The organism is Mesorhizobium sp. B2-4-15, from assembly GCF_006658505.1.
GTDB lineage: Bacteria > Pseudomonadota > Alphaproteobacteria > Rhizobiales > Rhizobiaceae > Mesorhizobium.
This window is the reverse complement of record NZ_VFUZ01000017.1, coordinates 16,448-31,939: the sequence shown is the minus strand read 5'-3', so window position 1 is coordinate 31,939 and position 15,492 is coordinate 16,448. Positions and strand designations below refer to the sequence as shown.

Below are 15,492 nucleotides of genomic sequence, written 5' to 3'. Positions count from 1 at the left end.
ATTGCGGGACTCTATAGCGGGCGCCTTCTTAAAATGGCTTTCCGCGAATGCATCCAATTTTACCGGAGAGGGTTATTTCTTTCCTGGAAAGAAGCTATTTCCAACGCCAGGATACATGTCGCGCAAAGCGTAGGGCCGCAAATCCGCTCCTCAGCCATCCGTCTGCTTCAACTCGTCCAGCGTCGGCATCGAGACGATGTGGTAGCCGGAATCGACATAGTGGATCTCGCCGGTGACCCCGGAGGCGAGGTCGGACAGGAGATAAAGCGCAGACCCGCCGACCTCGTCGATGGTCACGGTACGGCGCAGCGGCGAGTTGCGCTGCTGGTAGGAGAACATGTGGCGGGCGTCCGAAATGCCGGCGCCGGCGAGCGTGCGCACCGGTCCCGCCGAGATGCCGTTCACCCGGATGCCACGCGGGCCGTAATCGTTGGCGAGATAACGCACGCTGGCCTCGAGACCGGCCTTGGCGACGCCCATCACGTTGTAGTTCGGCATGACGCGGACCGAACCGGCATAGGTCAGCGTGATCATCGAGCCGCCATCCTTCATCAGCGGCGCGGCATTGCGGGCCACCTCGGTGAAGGAATAGCAGGAGATCACCATGGTGCGGACGAAATTGTCCCGGCTGGTGTCGGCGTAAAGGCCTTTCAGCTCATTCTTGTCGGAAAAGCCGATGGCATGGACGACGAAGTCCAGCCCGCCCCAGGCCTTGCCAAGCGTCTCGAAGGTTTCGGCGACCGAAGCGCTGTCCTCGACGTCGCAGGGAACGACCAGCGAGGCGCCGAGCTTGTCGGCGAGCGGTTTCACCCGGCGGCCGAAGGCCTCACCCTGGTAGGTGAACGCCAGTTCCGCCCCATGTTCGGACAATTTCCTGGCGATGCCCCAAGCGATCGAATGGTCGTTGGCGACACCCATGACAAGCCCGCGCTTGCCCTTCATCAATCCGTCCATGGCCGCCAATCCTTCTACAAAAACCAGGCCTTATGCGGAATAGCGCTGGAAAACGAGCGTTGCGTTGGTGCCACCGAAGCCGAAGGAATTTGACAGGACGGTGTCGATCTTGGCGTCGTCGATGCGCTTGCGCACGATCGGCATGCCCTCGAATTCAGGATCGAGCGTCTCGATATGGGCGCTTTCGCCGATAAAGCCGCCTTGCATCATCAGGATCGAATAGATGGATTCCTGCACGCCGGCCGCGCCCAGCGAATGGCCGGTCAGTGATTTCGTCGAGGTGATGAACGGCATCTTCTCGCCGAACACCTCGCGGATGGCGCCCATTTCCTTGGAATCCCCCACCGGCGTCGAGGTGCCGTGGGTGTTGATGTAATCGACCGGCGTGGTGACCGTCGACAGCGCCTGCCGCATGCAGCGGACCGCGCCTTCGCCCGAAGGCGCGACCATGTCGTAGCCGTCCGAGGTCGCGCCGTAGCCGACGATCTCGGCGTAGATCTTGGCGCCGCGCGCCTTGGCATGCTCAAGCTCTTCCAGCACCAGCACGCCGGCACCGCCGGCAATGACGAAGCCGTCGCGATTGGCGTCGTAGGCGCGGGAAGCGGTCGATGCACGGTCATTGAACTTCGACGACATGGCGCCCATGGCATCGAACAGGTCCGACATCGTCCAGTCGAGATCCTCGTGGCCGCCGGCAAAGACCATGTCCTGCTTGCCCCATTGGATCAGCTCATAGCCATTGCCGATGCAATGCGCCGAGGTCGAGCAGGCCGACGAGATCGAATAGTTGACGCCATGGATCTTGAACCACGTGGCCAAGGTGGCCGAGGCCGTCGATGACATCGCCTTCGGCACCGCAAAGGGGCCGATGCGCTTGGGGCTGCCGTTCTTGAGCGTGGTTTCGGCCGCTTCGACGATGGTGCGGGTGGAGGGGCCGCCCGAGCCCATGACGATGCCGGTGCGCTCATTGGTGATGTCGCTTTCGCCAAGCCCCGCATCCGCGATCGCCTGGTCCATGGCGACATGGTTCCAGGCCGCGCCCTGCGACAGGAAGCGCATCGCGCGGCGATCGATCATGGCGGAAGGGTCGAGTGTCGGCGCACCCCAGACCTGGCAGCGGAAGCCATGCTCGGCGAAGGAGTTGGAGAAGCTGATCCCGGATCTGGCGTCATGCAGCGAGGTCTGCACCTCGTTGGCGTTGTTGCCGATCGACGACACGATGCCGAGGCCTGTGACTACGACACGTCTCATTCGCAACTCCTTCCAGGGATGCCGGCCAATGGGCGGGCCAGGGCTGTGGTCAAGCGACCGCCGACTGCTTGGACAAACCGACCTTCAGGTCCGTCGCCGCATATATGGGCTCGCCATCCGCTTTCATCCAGCCATCGGCGATGCCCAGCACGAGCCGACCACGCATCACGCGCTTGAAATCCACGCCGTACTCGACCTTCTTGACCGATGGCGTGACCATGCCCTTGAACTTGACCTCGCCGGTCGACAGCGCCATTCCCTTGCCGGGTTCGCCGAGCCAGCCAAGGTAGAAACCCGTCAACTGCCACAAAGCGTCGAGGCCGAGGCATCCCGGCATGATGGGATTGCCGATGAAATGGCAGGCAAAGAACCAAAGGTCCGGCTTGATGTCGAATTCGGCTCGGATGAAGCCCTTGTCGAAGGCGCCGCCGCTCTCGCTGATCTCTGTGATGCGGTCGAACATCAGCATCGGCGGGTAGGGCAGCTGGGCATTGCCCTCTCCGAACAGCTCGCCGCGGGCACAGGCCAGCAATTCTTCGTAGTCGTAGCTGGATTTCGAACCCGCCATCAATCTCGTCCCCATATCGTCCGGGCGGTAGCGCGCCCTTGTCGTTGGTGTCCTAACACAATCTGTTTCAGGCCGGAAACCGGCGTTTGCGCTTAACCCGCCAGTCAGCCCGGGTCAATGCGCGCTATTGATCGCATTCGGACGACAGAATATATGTCGACAGGGCGCTCGGTTTCGGCAGACATTCATTTTTTGCCATTCTGGGCGTGTCTTGAGGCGGGACTGTGAGCTTGGAAGACCAGATGGACCGGGGCTGCCGGAAGGAAAATGTCGCTGTGGACAAGCGGGTACGGGAAGCGGGGCTGAGGCCGACGCGCCAACGCATCGCGCTTGCCGACCTGCTTTTTGCCAAGGGCGATCGCCATCTCTCCGCCGAGGAACTGCACGAAGAGGCGCTGGCCGCCGGCGTGCCGGTGTCGCTGGCCACCGTCTACAACGCGCTCCACCAGTTCACCCAGGCGGGGCTGCTGCGCATCCTCGCGGTCGAGGGTGCCAAGACCTATTTCGACACCAACACCTCCGACCACCATCATTTCTACATCGAAGGCGAGAACCGGATTTTCGACATCGCCGACGGCCCGGTGACGGTCACCAACCTGCCGGACCCGCCCGAGGGTATGGAAATCGCCAATGTCGACATCGTCGTGAGACTGCGCCCCAAGCGCCAGGAATGACAGCCGGGGCCAGACCAATCGGCCCGGCCCGAATAGTCGGCCCGGCCAGAATAATCGGCCTGGGATGAAGCCGCTCGACCTGATAGTCCGTCTCGAATGGGCTGTCGTGACCATGGCCGCTGTCGTATTCTACGGTTCAACGGGCGTTTCCTGGTGGCTCTTCGGATTGCTCATCCTGGCGCCGGACCTGTCGATGTTGGGCTATCTCGGCGGCCCGAGCATCGGCGCCATCGCCTACAACGCCCTGCACATCGTGATCGTACCGGGCTGCTGTTGCTCGTTGGTCGCCTGGTCGGCAATGCGACGGCAATCGCGGTCGCACTGATCTGGATCGCTCACATCGCCATCGACCGTGCGCTTGGCTATGGCCTCGAGCTGTCAACCGGTTTCCAGGATACCCATCTCGGCCGTATCGGGCGTAAACGCGAGACGTTCAGTCCTTGACCCGCTCGCCCGGATACGCGCCCCAGACCGCCGCCTGGGCGAGCCAGCCGGTATGGCCGTCGAGCGTCATCTCGCACCACTGGCCGTCGCAGGACTTGATCGTGCCCATGACGCCCGGCTCGACGATCGCCACCACCCTGGCATCCTTGTCAGGGCTCTTGAGAAGATTGACTTGGGCGCCCTTGCCGCGCTGCCAGGGCGCGATGATGGCGGTGCGTCGGCCTGAGAGCAGCGACTGGTTGACCCAGCCTTCCGAACCGTCCGCATCGCGCACGCGGCGCCACGTATCGAACTCCTGGATGATCTCCATCGGCAGCCCGGCCTTCAGGTACATCCAGTCGACCGAGTAGTTGGCGCCTGGCCCGACGCGCGAGTTGACGCGGCCGGATTTGAGGCTGACGAATCGCGGCAGCGGCAGGCCGCTCGGTCCGAGCGTGACGGCGCTCTGGGCGGGTGCCGCCGCGCTCTGCGCCGTGGCAAGCGGAGAATAAAGGAGAGCGCCGAGAAATGCTGCGCTGAGGGTCAGGCGAAGCGACGCGAAACCAGACACTTTCGTTCCTTTCGGTGCCGGCCCGGTGGCTGCGGCGCCCCTTTTTCTTTGTCTTCGGCGGCACCGCTTGTTACATGGGTAAATCGGCTACCGCGACCGGCCTTCAGTTTCGCCGGTCTTGGTTAAAGAGGTCTCAACGAGGGAAACAATGGTAGGCAAAAAGAAGCCTCTCGTGGTCATCACGCGAAAGCTGCCCGACCCGGTCGAGACCCGCATGCGCGAGTTGTTCGATGCCAGGCTGAATGTCGAGGACAGACCGATGACGCAGCCGGAACTGGTTGCCGCGGTCAAGGAAGCCGACGTGCTGGTGCCGACCGTGACCGACCAGATCGACGCCGCGCTCATCGCCCAGGCCGGCGACAACCTCAAGCTGATCGCCAATTTCGGCAATGGCGTCGACAAGATCGACGTGGCGGCGGCGGCCAAGAGGGGCATTACCGTCACCAACACGCCCAATGTGCTCACGGAAGATACCGCCGACATGACCATGGCGCTGATGCTGGCGGTGCCACGCCGGCTCGCGGAAGGCGCCAATGTGCTGACAGGAGACAAGAAATGGGCCGGCTGGTCGCCGACCTGGATGCTTGGCCGGCGCATCTGGGGCAAGCGGCTCGGCATTGTCGGCATGGGCCGCATCGGCACGGCCGTTGCCCGGCGGGCCAAGGCCTTCGGCCTTTCCATCCACTACCACAACCGCCATCGCGTGCTGCCGGCGGTCGAGGACGGGCTGGAGGCGACCTATTGGGAAAGCCTCGACCAGATGCTGGCCCGCATGGACATCATCTCGGTCAACTGTCCGTCGACGCCAGCGACCTTCCACCTCTTGTCGGCGCGGCGGCTGGCGTTGCTGCAGCCCACGGCCTATGTCGTCAACACCGCGCGCGGCGACATCATCGATGAAGAAGCGCTGGTCAAGCTGATCCAGGACGGCAAGATCGCCGGAGCCGGCCTCGATGTCTACGAGCACGAGCCGGCCCTGAACAGCAAGCTGCTCAAGCTCGCCGCCAAGGGCAAGGTCGTGCTCTTGCCGCATATGGGCTCGGCGACACTCGAGGGCCGCATCGACATGGGCGAGAAGGTCATCATCAATATCAGGGCCTTCGTTGACGGGCATCGTCCGCCGGACCGCGTGTTGCCGCTCAGAACCTGACGGCTCGCCTTCCTTCAAGTGAAAGCCAAAGCTTACGAAATGGCCCAAAGCTTACGAAATGGCTTTGCGCATGGTGATCGAGGTCGGCCTGGCGTAGCCTTCATGCGCCGTCCGTTCGGTCTCGTGGAAGCCGAGGCGGGCGAAGGCGGCATGGTTCGTGATGAGTTCGATCCGTGTCTGAAGTTCCAGCGCCGCCTTGCCGCGGTCGAGCGCAAGACGTTCGACCGCCCGCATCAGCTGCCGGCCAATGCCTTGCCCCTGGCAGTCCGGTGCGACGGCGAGCTTGCCGACATGAAAGTCGTCCCCCCGTTCGAGAGCAAAGACGCAGCCGACGATCCTGCCGTCGTTGAGGGCCACGAAGCCGGTCTCCCGCCGAGCCTTGTCACGCAATGTGTCGACAGTGAGCAAGTGGGCCGAGGATGGCGGGTCGATGACGCCGTCCATGAAGGCGAAGGCCTGCATGATCAGGGCAAGCACATCATCCCAGCGGTCGAAATCGGCGGCGATGCGGATGATGGAGAAGGGCACGGTCTGCTTCAAGGTCAGCGCCTGGTGTAGCGGATCGTTTCGAAGCGCGCGGCGAGCGCATCGTAGAGCAGCAGCCGGCCGACCAGCGGTTCTCCGATGCCGGTGATCAGCTTGATCGCCTCCATCGCCTGCAGCGTGCCGACGACGCCGGTCAGCGCGCCGAGCACCCCGGCCTCGGCGCAGGACGGCACCAGTCCCGGCGGCGGTGCTTCGGGAAAGAGGTCGCGATAGCTCGGGTTCGGCTTGCCATCCTTGCCGTCCTCGAATGGCTTCAGCACCGTCACCGAACCGTCGAAGCGTCCGACAGCGGCATGCACCAGCGGTTTTCTTTCGCTCGCGCAGGCGTCGGCCACCGTATAGCGGGTTTCGAAATTGTCGGAACCGTCGACGACGATGTCATAGCGTGCGACGAGGGCAGGGGCGTTCTCCGCCGTCAGCCGGAATGTGTGCGTCTCGACCGTGGTGTTGGGATTGATGCGGATGATCGCCGCCTTGGCGCTATCGGTTTTCAACATGCCGACCGTATCGGTGCCGTGGATGACCTGACGCTGCAGATTGGAGAGCGACACCGTGTCGTCGTCGACAATGCCGAGCGTGCCGACGCCGGCCGCGGCAAGATATTCGAGCACCGGCGCCCCCAGCCCGCCCGCGCCGATCACCAGGACACGCGCTTGCTTGAGCTTCTGCTGGCCCGCGCCGCCGACCTCGGGCAGCACGATGTGGCGGGCATAACGTTCGATCTCGTCGGCGGTGAGCGCAGTGGTCATGTCAGGACCATATCGTGGCCGAAAAACCTTGTCAGGTCTTCATGCATCTCGCCCAAAAGTGTGAGGCGGTTTTGGAGTGCCGACATGCATGCTAGACGGTTGGCCTGACCTTGCCGTGGTCGACCGTCAGGAACTGTGCCCGGCCCAGCAGGCTGGAAAACAGCGCCGCATCGGTTCCCGTCATGAAAGCCTGGCAGTTCAATTCCTCCAGGATCGAGAACAGCGCCGCCCGCCGTCCGCCGTCGAGATGCGCGGCGATCTCGTCAAGGAGCAGGATCGGCGTCATGCCGGACATTTCGCCGGTCAGCCTAGCATGCGAGAGGACGATGCCGACCAGCAGTGCCTTCTGTTCACCGGTCGAGCAGAGCTCTGCCGGCATCGCCTTGGGCCGGTGCCGGACAACGAGATCCGAACGGTGCGGCCCCTCGAGCGTGCGCCCGACGGCGCGGTCGCGGTCGCGGCCTTCCATGAGTGCCCGCCGGAACCGCTCCTCGACATCGACCGCCGGCGCGTTTGCGATCTCGGCCTCCAAATCGCCCGCGAGGCCGATGTCGGCCTGCGGGAACGGCCCCGTGTCGGGCAGCCTGTCGATCATGGCGGCCAGCAGGCGCACCATCTCGGCGCGCGCCGCGGCGATCGCCACGCCGGTTTCGGCCATCTGGGTCTCGATCGCCTCGAACCAGCGGTCGTCGCGCGAACCTTCGGTCAGCAGACGATTACGGCCGCGCATCGCCTTCTCGTAGTCGAGGGCGCGCTGGCCGTGGCCGGGGTCGATCGCCAGCACCAGCCGGTCGAGAAAGCGGCGGCGATCCGCCGCCGGTCCGGTGAACAGCGCATCCATGGCGGGCGTCAGCCACACGACGCGCAGCCATTCCAGCATGTCCTCGGCCGACCGTGCGTTGGCCCCGTTGATCCGCACCCGCCTGCCGCCCTCGCTGTCGCCGCCGGAAATGCCGGTGCCGATCTCGACCTGGCCGTCAGGTCCGTCGAGCCGCGCGTGCAGCGCAAAACCGCCGTCGCCGCCCTCGCGCGCGACATCCGCGTAAGGAGCACGGCGCAGGCCACGTCCGGGGGTCAGAAAGGAAATGGCTTCGAGAAGGTTGGTCTTGCCGGCGCCGTTGTCGCCGGAAAAGACCACGGGGCCGGGCGCGAGATCAATCGCCAGCGCCGCATAATTGCGAAAGTTAGTAAGTGTTAGCTTACTTATATGGGTTTGTACCGGCAACCGCTATCCGCCTGTAGAAGTCGCCATCGTTCTCGCTGCCGGTCCGCGGCGGAACCGCGTGACGACAAGTGCCGGCTATACCCGCATCGGCATCAGCACATAAAGCGCGGTCTCGTCGGCCATGTCGTGGATCAGCGTCGGCGAGCCGGCGTCGGCCAGCATGAATTTGGCTTCGGTGCCGGTCAACTGCGCGGCGACATCGAGCAGGTACTTGGCGTTGAAGCCGATCTCGATCGGGTCCGCCGAATAGTCGGCGGTCAGTTCCTCGGTGGCGCTGCCGGAATCCGGGTTGTTGACGGCGAGCGTCACCTGGCCTTCGCTGATCGAAAGCTTCACGGCGCGGCCCCGTTCTGAGGAAATGGTCGAGACGCGATCGACCGCGGCGGCAAAGCTTTGGCGGTCGAGGATCAGCTTCTTGTCGTTGCCGGTCGGAATGACGCGCTGATAATCGGGGAAGGTGCCGTCGATCAGCTTCGAGGTCAGGACCACGCTGCCGATGGTGAAGCGGATCTTGGTGTCCGACAGTTCGGTGGTCACGGCGACATCCGGATCGTCGACCAGCTTCTGCAGCTCGCTGACCGTCTTGCGCGGAATGATGATGCCCGGCATGCCCTCGGAACCCGCCGGCGCGTCGATCTCGGCACGGGCCAGGCGGTGGCCGTCGGTGGCCACGGAGCGCAGCTTGAGCTTGCCGCCGACCTCATGCGTGTGCAGGTAGATGCCGTTGAGATAGTAGCGCGTCTCTTCGGTGGAAATGGCGAACTGCGTCTTCTCGATCAGCCCCTTCAGGGCAACCGAGTCGAGGCGGAAGATATGCGAGAAAGAGCCGGCCGAAAGCTCCGGGAAGTCGGATTGCGGCAGGCACTGCAGGCGGAAGCTCGAGCGGCCCGACGTCACCGTCATGGCGTTGCCGTCCTCATCCGTCTTCAGCATCACCTCGGCGCCGTCGGAGAGTTTGCGCACGATGTCGTAGAGAAGGTGGGCCGGAACCGTCGTCGCCCCGCCGCGCTCCACCTTGGCCGGTGTCGCTTCCGTCACCTCCAGGTCGAGGTCGGTGGCCTTCATTTCGAGGCTGGCGCCCTCGGCGCTGAGCAGCACGTTGGACAGAATCGGTATGGTGTTGCGCCGTTCGACCACGCGGTGGACGTGGTTGAGCGACTTCAGGAGATTTGACCGTTCCAGGATAACACGCATGACGAAACAGGCTCGCTTGAAAGGATGAGCGGGTCTCCGGCTGGCGGCGCCCCGCGAAAGGTCTGAACAGGCTCAGAATCTGCGTAAACTGACAGGAAAAAGCCAGCAAACGCAAGCCCGCGCCACCGGTTCAGGCCGGCTGCACAGGCTTTCTGGGGATAAAGGGCACGAAGTCCGCCGGCCGGTGCGGCGAATCCGGAATCCGGATCGTCTCCCGGCAATGCCGTGGGTCCATTTCGGGTTCACGGCCGGGCAGGCAAGCCATTGAATTCCAGAACGGTTCTGGCTTGCCTGTCGCGGTACCGGTCAGGCCTGGTCGTTGATCAGGCGCCGCAGCAGTTCTAGTTCCTGTGCCAGCGTGTTGTCGGCGCCGGAAAGGTCTTCGATCTTGCGCACGGCATGCAGCACCGTGGTGTGGTCGCGGCCGCCGAAGCGCCGGCCGATTTCGGGCAAGGAGCGCGGCGTCATCACCTTCGACAGATACATGGCGACCTGCCTGGGCTTGACGATCGTGCGCGTGCGCCGGTTGGACAAAAGTTCCGTCTTCGACACGTTGTAGTGGCGCGCCACGATGCGCTGGATGTCCTCGATGCGAACCCGCTTCGGCTCGCCCGTGCGATAGATGTGGCCGAGGATCTCGTCGATGCGGTCGATGGTGATCTGCGGCTCGAACGACTGGCGAAACAGCAGCTGATTGAACGCACCCTCGAGTTCGCGGCCGCTGCCGGTCACGGTGCGGGCGACGTGATTGAGGATTTCATCGGAAATGTCGAGCGACGCGTCGTCGGTCCTGGCCGTGGCCAGGCGCAGTTTGAGCATGCCGAGGCGCATGGCGAAATCGGGCGCCGACATCTCGAGCGCGACGCCGCCATTGAGGCGCGAACGCACCCGCGGCTCCAGCGATTCCAGCTCCGATGGCGGCCGGTCCGCGGCGACGACGACTTGCTTGGCGCTGTCGAGCAGCATGTTGATCAAATGGCAGAACTCATGCTGGATCGACTTGCCCTGCAGGAACTGCATGTCGTCGATGATCAGGAGATCGATGTCGCGCAGCTGCTCCTTGAGCGTCAGCGCATTGTTGTCACGGATCGCCGTGGCGAAGCGCCACATGAAATATTCGGCGGTGAGATAGACGACGCGGGACTTGGGATTCTGCTTCAGCGATTCCGCCGCGATGGCCTGGAGGAGGTGCGTCTTGCCAAGCCCGACGGTCGCGTGCAGGAAAAGCGGATTGAAGCGCACCGCGCTCGACTGCGATTCCGCTACGGCCTTGGCGGCAGCGAACGCCACCCGGTTCGACGGTCCTTCGATGAAGGAGCTAAAAGTGTAGCGCGGATCAAGCGGCGACCCCAGCACATTGTGGCGGAACTCGTTCTCGGCCGAAACGCCCGGCCGCGGCACCGGAGGCCGCTCCACCCTGCCTGGACTCACGGTGCCGGCGGCCAGCGCCGTCTGTGTTTGCCGCGTCATCTTGCGCGCCGGCGCCAATTCCGGTTCGGCATGGCTGCGCCCCTGGCGAGTGGCCGTGCGGACGACGATCTCGATCTTGAGGACTTCGGAATCCTCCTGCTTCCACAGTTCGGAGATGAGGTCGTGATAATGACCGTTGATCCACGAGCGCAGGAACGCGGTGGGCACCGAGATGCGGACAATGCCCTTGGAAGCCTCCGCGACCTTCATGCGGCCGAACCAGCTCGAATAGACTTCAGCCCCCAGACGCGCCTTCAACTGGGTCTTGACCCGGTCGAACTTCTGCTCCGCGTCGCTGGAGACCATCATCTCGTTTGCTCCGATCAAAGTTCCAGGAAATGGGAGGTCGCCCGTAAGCTCCCTTTCGATGCCGCTCTGCATGATCGAGTTCCTTGCCTTTCTGTACCTGTTTTTCCGCTGGGGATGCGCCTCCTGCATCTTTTCCAGCGACTGTGCCTTCGCTACGAAGCTCCTTGCCGCCGCCGGCAATGAACGTCGCCCACTATCCGGGGGAACCGGTGCCGGCCCATGGAAGCCAGTCCGCGTTGGGTACGTCAGGGCAACACGACACCGTCCGGCGAAAGAGCGCCGGCGCGCTGTCTACCTGCCATGTCTAGTTACGCCAGTCCCCTACCGTACCGAAAAAGAGCAAACCAAACCGTCCGCGGACTTGATCCGCGTCGCAAATCCCGCCAATTTAAGCTGGCCCGATTCAGGCTGGGTTAAGGGCTCAGGGCCCCGTCCCTTTCGATGGATGGACATTACCGAAATCGCTGTGGATAGGGCAAGGCCACGTCTAACGGATTTTTAAGGAATCTGGTTACCTCGGGCGGGTTCGGGCGCCATGCTGCGGCGGGATGTTTTAACAAAGCCATTGTGATTCAAACCCTTTTCCGGCGAATATGAAAAAGCCGGGCCGGTTTGAAATTTTCTGAAATAATTCGCTTGACAGCCAGTTGTCCTCCCGTCCCTCCGGCGTGCTGTGGACAAGTTGTGGATGACTATCGCTAATTGATTGAAAAATATTGATTATTTATGCTGGCTTGGAATTTTTCAGCCTACACTTTTCAAGCATGTCGACCATCAGTAGGCATGCATGTGCCGGCAAAGCATTTCGAACCCTGGAATCCGTATTGGACGCCATTTCTCAGTATTCTTTTTAAGTACTTGCCGGCAAACGAAAAAACCCGGCACGATCGGCCGGGTTTTAAAGAAGATAAGCCTGGAAAGGCGATGTCAGGCCGAGAGCACTTTGAGGCGCTGGGCCAGCCGCGACACCTTGCGGGACGCGGTGTTCTTGTGGATCACGCCCTTGGTCGCGGCGCGCATCAATTCCGGCTCGGCGGCCTTGAAAGCGGCCTGGGCGGCTACCTTGTCGCCGGAGGCGAGTGCCTCCTCGACCTGGCGGACATAGGTGCGGACGCGCGACCGACGGTTCTTGTTGATCGCCGCGCGGCGGGCGATCTTACGCGTTGCCTTTTTGGCCGAGGATGTGTTGGCCATGATGCCTCTCTTCTGATCTGGTCGGCGCACGCGGCATGCCGCAGGGCGCAAAAAACAAACGGGCAGCCACGGGGCCGCCTCGGTTGGTGCGGCTTATAGTTCAGCTTTTCCGGCGCGTCAACGCTGCCTGGCGTTCTTTTTGGCCGGCGTCACGGGGTTTCGGGCCCGGGCCGGCGATGCCCTACCGGTTGGTGAAATTCGGCTTCCGCTTTTCGGCGAAGGCCGCCATGCCTTCCTTCTGGTCTTCGAGGGCGAAAAGCGAGTGGAACAGGCGGCGTTCGAACCGCAATCCCTCGGCAAGCGTCGTTTCATAGGCACGGTTGACAGCTTCCTTCGCCATCATCACCGACGGCAGTGAGAAATCAGCGATTTTGGCAGCCGCCTTGATCGCCGCCTCGACAAGCTCGCCCGCGGGCACGACCCGCGATACCAGGCCCGAGCGCTCGGCTTCCGCCGCATCCATCATCCGCCCGGTCAGGCACATATCCATGGCCTTCGACTTACCGACGAACCGGGTCAGTCGTTGCGACCCGCCCATGCCGGGAATAACGCCGAGCGTGATTTCGGGCTGGCCGAATTTGGCCGTATCGGCGGCGATGATGAAATCGCACATCATCGCGAGTTCGCACCCCCCTCCCAGCGCATAGCCGGCCACCGCCGCGATGATTGGCTTTCGCGCCCGCGTGAATTCTTCCCAGCCAGCGAAGAAGTCCTGGCTGTAAGCGTCGACGTAGGAGATCGCCTGCATCTCCTTGATGTCGGCACCGGCGGCAAACGCCTTGTCGGAGCCGGTAACAACCATGGCGCCGATGCCGGGATCGGCGCTGAAACCGTTTACGGCTGCGACGAGTTCATTGAGGATCTGGGAATTCAGCGCGTTGAGCGCCTGCGGCCGGTTCAGCGTGATCAGCCCGACCTTGCCGCGCGTCTCGGTGATGATCGTCTCATAGGCCATGCTGCTCCTCCTCGCTCGACCCCGGTCTAACTCAGCTCTGACACGTCCGGCAATAGAAGGTCGAGCGTCCGCTCTGCACGATGCGCTCGACGTGACCGCCACAGCCGGGCTTTGGGCAGGACTCTCCCTCGCGGTCGTAAACGGCGAAGGAGTGCTGGAAATAGCCCAGCGACCCGTCGGCGTGCACATAGTCACGCAGCGATGACCCGCCGGCGGCGATGGCGTCCGATATGACCGAGCGGATCGCCCCGGCGAGGCGTTCGCTCTGTCCCTTTGCCTTCTTGCCGGGCTTGGCGATGGTGCCCGCCTCGCGCAGGGGTGACAGGCCGGCACGCCACAGCGCCTCCGAGACATAGATATTGCCAAGCCCCGCGATCAGCCTCTGGTCGAGAAGCGCTGCCTTGAGCGGCGATCTGCGACCTTTCAGCAGCGAGGCGAGCAGCACGCCGTCCAGCGCATTGCCCGTGGGCTCCACGCCCAATCCGGCCAGCATGGGATGCGTCTCCGCCGGCTCTTCTGAAAAAAGCATGAAGCCAAAGCGGCGCGGGTCGCTGAAGATCACGCGGGACCGGACGCCGGCCGTGGAGACGACATGGAACACGACATGGTCGTGCACCGTGCTTTTCGAGCGTTCGTGGTGGAACACGCCCAGCATCTCGCTGTCGTCGGTCTCGATGCGAAAGGAGCCCGACATGCCGAGATGGCAGATCAGAACCGGACCATCCTGCATATGCATGGTCAGGTACTTCGCCCGGCGGCCGAGCGCGGTGATTTTCCTGCCGGTCAGCCGTTCCGAGAACCGTTCGGGAAACGGAAACCGGAGATCCGGCCGCCGCGCCTCGACCTGGGCCAGATGGGCGCCTTCGAGAACCGGCTGCAGGCCGCGCCGGACCGTTTCGACTTCGGGCAATTCAGGCATGGCCGCCAATCGTCGCGTGGAAAGAAGTGCCGTAGCGGCCGCGCGCCACCCCGAGATGTTCGGCTACGGTCTCGCCGATATCGGCGAAGGTTGCCCTCAGCCCTATGTCGCCGCCTTTCAGATCCGGCCCGGTGCCGATGACGGGAATGCGCTCGCGCGTGTGGTCGGTGCCCCGCCAGGTCGGGTCGTTGCCGTGATCGGCCGTCAGGATGAGAAGGTCGCCTTGCCGCAGCCTTGCGAATGCCTCCGGCAGCCGCAGGTCGAAGGCCTCGAGCGCGGCGGCATAGCCGGCGACATCGCGGCGATGGCCGAACTCGGTGTCGAAATCGACGAAATTGGCGAAGACGAGATCGCGGTCGCCGGCGTCGTCCATTGCGCCCAGCGCCTTGTCGAACATGGCCATGTTGCCGGCGGCCTTGCGCACTTCCGAAATCCCGCGATGGGCGAAGATGTCGCCGATCTTGCCGACGGCGATGACGCGGCTTCCCCGCGCCGTCAATCTATCGAGCAAGGTCGGCTCTGGCGGTGGCACGGCGTAGTCATGGCGGTTGTAGGTTCGAGCGAAGGTCGTGGTGGTCTCGCCGACGAACGGCCGTGCGATCACGCGGCCGATCCTCAATGGGTCAACCAGTCGGCGCACCACCTGACAGAACTCATAAAGCCGCTCCAGCCCGAAATGGACTTCATGCGCGGCGACCTGCAGGACCGAATCGACCGACGTGTAGCAGATCGGCTTGCCGGTACGGATGTGCTCCTCGCCGAACCGCTCGATGATCTCGGTGCCCGGCGCATGGCAGTTGCCGAGAATGCCAGGCACCTTGCCCTCGCGGATCATCGCCTCGGTCAGATCGGCCGGGAAGGCGGGAACGGTATCCGGGAAATAGCCCCAGTCGAAGCGGACCGGCAGGCCCGCGATCTCCCAGTGACCGGAAGGGGTGTCCTTGCCGCTCGAAACTTCTTGCGCCGCGCCATGGAAGGCATTGGCGAGCACATCCGTTCCGAAATGGGCAAAACCCAGTCCTGTCGCCGTCTCGGCCGCCTTGCCAAGCCCGAGCGATGCCATGTGGGGAACAAACAGCGGGCCCTGACGAAGGCCTTCACGATCGGCGCGGCCTTCCGCGCAAGCTTCGGCGATGTGCGCGAGGGTGTTGGCGCCGGCGTCGCCATAGCGCTCGGCGTCGGCCGCGCCGCCAATGCCGAAGGAATCCAGGACGAAGAGGAAAGCACGCGCCATCGGATCATTGTTGCCAGTGTGGACGACCAGACATAGGGTTCCACGGCGGCGTTGGCAAATCGGAAACCGAACGGCAACGGCTTGGCGCGATAGTCCGATGCATGTC

17 protein-coding genes are annotated in these 15,492 nt (G+C 63.5%); 4 read left to right on the top strand and 13 right to left on the bottom strand.

Going from position 1 to position 15,492, the window contains the following annotated elements; genetic code table 11:
* Positions 1 to 150 precede the first annotated feature (150 nt).
* The 3 genes from fabI to fabA are packed head-to-tail and all read right to left on the bottom strand — an operon-like array spanning position 151 to position 2,773.
* The gene (gene fabI / locus FJ930_RS20005) at positions 151 to 954 is read right to left on the bottom strand and encodes an enoyl-ACP reductase FabI (RefSeq protein WP_140744183.1); all 804 of its coding nucleotides are present in this window, start codon (positions 952 to 954) and stop codon (positions 151 to 153) included.
* A 30-nt stretch (positions 955 to 984) separates the two neighbouring features.
* The gene (gene fabB / locus FJ930_RS20000; RefSeq protein WP_141839802.1) at positions 985 to 2,205 is read right to left on the bottom strand and encodes a beta-ketoacyl-ACP synthase I; all 1,221 of its coding nucleotides are present in this window, start codon (positions 2,203 to 2,205) and stop codon (positions 985 to 987) included.
* 49 nt (positions 2,206 to 2,254) lie between these two features.
* Positions 2,255 to 2,773: a 3-hydroxyacyl-[acyl-carrier-protein] dehydratase FabA gene (fabA, locus tag FJ930_RS19995; RefSeq protein WP_141839801.1), complete on the bottom strand. Its 519-nt coding sequence runs from the start codon at positions 2,771 to 2,773 to the stop codon at positions 2,255 to 2,257.
* A gap of 242 nt (positions 2,774 to 3,015) precedes the next feature.
* Between fabA and irrA the strand changes: the two genes are divergently transcribed.
* The 3 genes from irrA (at position 3,016) to FJ930_RS30840 (ending at position 3,891) form a co-directional block, all read left to right on the top strand.
* Positions 3,016 to 3,447 (top strand): iron response transcriptional regulator IrrA, encoded by a 432-nt coding sequence (gene irrA, locus FJ930_RS19990; protein WP_181176405.1) that lies wholly within the window; start codon positions 3,016 to 3,018, stop codon positions 3,445 to 3,447.
* 64 nt (positions 3,448 to 3,511) lie between these two features.
* Positions 3,512 to 3,772: a DUF4260 family protein gene (locus tag FJ930_RS19985; RefSeq protein WP_348642738.1), complete on the top strand. Its 261-nt coding sequence runs from the start codon at positions 3,512 to 3,514 to the stop codon at positions 3,770 to 3,772.
* The gene (locus tag FJ930_RS30840; protein WP_348642737.1) at positions 3,721 to 3,891 is read left to right on the top strand and encodes a DUF4260 family protein; all 171 of its coding nucleotides are present in this window, start codon (positions 3,721 to 3,723) and stop codon (positions 3,889 to 3,891) included. The genes FJ930_RS19985 and FJ930_RS30840 overlap by 52 nt, the downstream gene beginning before the upstream one ends.
* On the opposite strand, the gene FJ930_RS19980 is transcribed toward FJ930_RS30840, so the two are convergent.
* The gene (locus FJ930_RS19980; RefSeq protein ID WP_141839800.1) at positions 3,881 to 4,441 is read right to left on the bottom strand and encodes an SH3 domain-containing protein; all 561 of its coding nucleotides are present in this window, start codon (positions 4,439 to 4,441) and stop codon (positions 3,881 to 3,883) included. The genes FJ930_RS30840 and FJ930_RS19980 overlap by 11 nt on opposite strands.
* A 148-nt stretch (positions 4,442 to 4,589) precedes the next feature.
* On the opposite strand from FJ930_RS19980, the gene FJ930_RS19975 reads away from it, so the two are divergent.
* Positions 4,590 to 5,591, top strand: a complete 1,002-nt coding sequence (locus tag FJ930_RS19975; protein WP_141839799.1) for a D-glycerate dehydrogenase — start codon at positions 4,590 to 4,592, stop codon at positions 5,589 to 5,591.
* 51 nt (positions 5,592 to 5,642) lie between these two features.
* Here the strand turns inward: FJ930_RS19975 and FJ930_RS19970 are convergent, their stop codons facing one another.
* From FJ930_RS19970 to FJ930_RS19930, 9 genes are all read right to left on the bottom strand, one after another.
* Entirely contained in the window at positions 5,643 to 6,131 is a 489-nt protein-coding gene (locus FJ930_RS19970) for a GNAT family N-acetyltransferase (RefSeq protein WP_246676962.1), read from the bottom strand.
* 2 nt (positions 6,132 to 6,133) lie between these two features.
* Complete coding sequence (locus tag FJ930_RS19965; RefSeq protein WP_141839798.1) at positions 6,134 to 6,886, bottom strand: molybdopterin-synthase adenylyltransferase MoeB; 753 nt, start codon at positions 6,884 to 6,886, stop codon at positions 6,134 to 6,136.
* Positions 6,887 to 6,977: 91 nt separating this feature from the next.
* On the bottom strand, positions 6,978 to 8,111 hold the full coding sequence (gene recF / locus FJ930_RS19960; RefSeq protein WP_141839797.1) for a DNA replication/repair protein RecF: 1,134 nt from the start codon (positions 8,109 to 8,111) through the stop codon (positions 6,978 to 6,980).
* Positions 8,112 to 8,186: 75 nt separating this feature from the next.
* Complete coding sequence (dnaN, locus tag FJ930_RS19955) at positions 8,187 to 9,305, bottom strand: DNA polymerase III subunit beta (protein WP_141839796.1); 1,119 nt, start codon at positions 9,303 to 9,305, stop codon at positions 8,187 to 8,189.
* A 306-nt stretch (positions 9,306 to 9,611) separates the two neighbouring features.
* Complete coding sequence (gene dnaA, locus FJ930_RS19950; protein ID WP_246676961.1) at positions 9,612 to 11,084, bottom strand: chromosomal replication initiator protein DnaA; 1,473 nt, start codon at positions 11,082 to 11,084, stop codon at positions 9,612 to 9,614.
* Positions 11,085 to 12,011: 927 nt separating this feature from the next.
* Positions 12,012 to 12,278: a 30S ribosomal protein S20 gene (gene rpsT / locus FJ930_RS19945; RefSeq protein WP_135903695.1), complete on the bottom strand. Its 267-nt coding sequence runs from the start codon at positions 12,276 to 12,278 to the stop codon at positions 12,012 to 12,014.
* A 181-nt stretch (positions 12,279 to 12,459) separates the two neighbouring features.
* Entirely contained in the window at positions 12,460 to 13,233 is a 774-nt protein-coding gene (locus tag FJ930_RS19940) for an enoyl-CoA hydratase (RefSeq protein WP_141839794.1), read from the bottom strand.
* Positions 13,234 to 13,264: 31 nt separating this feature from the next.
* Complete coding sequence (gene mutM / locus FJ930_RS19935; protein WP_141839793.1) at positions 13,265 to 14,152, bottom strand: bifunctional DNA-formamidopyrimidine glycosylase/DNA-(apurinic or apyrimidinic site) lyase; 888 nt, start codon at positions 14,150 to 14,152, stop codon at positions 13,265 to 13,267.
* A complete protein-coding gene (locus tag FJ930_RS19930; RefSeq protein ID WP_141839792.1) occupies positions 14,145 to 15,386 on the bottom strand; it encodes a phosphopentomutase in 1,242 nt (413 codons plus the stop codon). The genes mutM and FJ930_RS19930 overlap by 8 nt, the downstream gene beginning before the upstream one ends.
* Between the last annotated feature and the right edge of the window lie 106 nt (positions 15,387 to 15,492).

Excerpts from the sequence above, each read along its gene's own strand:
- fabA (WP_141839801.1), bottom strand. The coding sequence starts at position 2,773 with ATGGCGGGTTCGAAATCCAGCTACGACTACGAAGAATTGCTGGCCTGT.
- dnaA (WP_246676961.1), bottom strand. The coding sequence starts at position 11,084 with ATGATGGTCTCCAGCGACGCGGAGCAGAAGTTCGACCGGGTCAAGACC.
- fabB (WP_141839802.1), bottom strand. The coding sequence starts at position 2,205 with ATGAGACGTGTCGTAGTCACAGGCCTCGGCATCGTGTCGTCGATCGGC.
- rpsT (WP_135903695.1), bottom strand. The coding sequence starts at position 12,278 with ATGGCCAACACATCCTCGGCCAAAAAGGCAACGCGTAAGATCGCCCGC.
- fabI (WP_140744183.1), bottom strand. The coding sequence starts at position 954 with ATGGACGGATTGATGAAGGGCAAGCGCGGGCTTGTCATGGGTGTCGCC.
- mutM (WP_141839793.1), bottom strand. The coding sequence starts at position 14,152 with ATGCCTGAATTGCCCGAAGTCGAAACGGTCCGGCGCGGCCTGCAGCCG.
- FJ930_RS19985 (WP_348642738.1), top strand. The coding sequence starts at position 3,512 with ATGAAGCCGCTCGACCTGATAGTCCGTCTCGAATGGGCTGTCGTGACC.
- irrA (WP_181176405.1), top strand. The coding sequence starts at position 3,016 with ATGGACCGGGGCTGCCGGAAGGAAAATGTCGCTGTGGACAAGCGGGTA.
- FJ930_RS19930 (WP_141839792.1), bottom strand. The coding sequence starts at position 15,386 with ATGGCGCGTGCTTTCCTCTTCGTCCTGGATTCCTTCGGCATTGGCGGC.
- FJ930_RS19965 (WP_141839798.1), bottom strand. The coding sequence starts at position 6,886 with ATGACCACTGCGCTCACCGCCGACGAGATCGAACGTTATGCCCGCCAC.
- dnaN (WP_141839796.1), bottom strand. The coding sequence starts at position 9,305 with ATGCGTGTTATCCTGGAACGGTCAAATCTCCTGAAGTCGCTCAACCAC.
- FJ930_RS19975 (WP_141839799.1), top strand. The coding sequence starts at position 4,590 with ATGGTAGGCAAAAAGAAGCCTCTCGTGGTCATCACGCGAAAGCTGCCC.
- FJ930_RS19940 (WP_141839794.1), bottom strand. The coding sequence starts at position 13,233 with ATGGCCTATGAGACGATCATCACCGAGACGCGCGGCAAGGTCGGGCTG.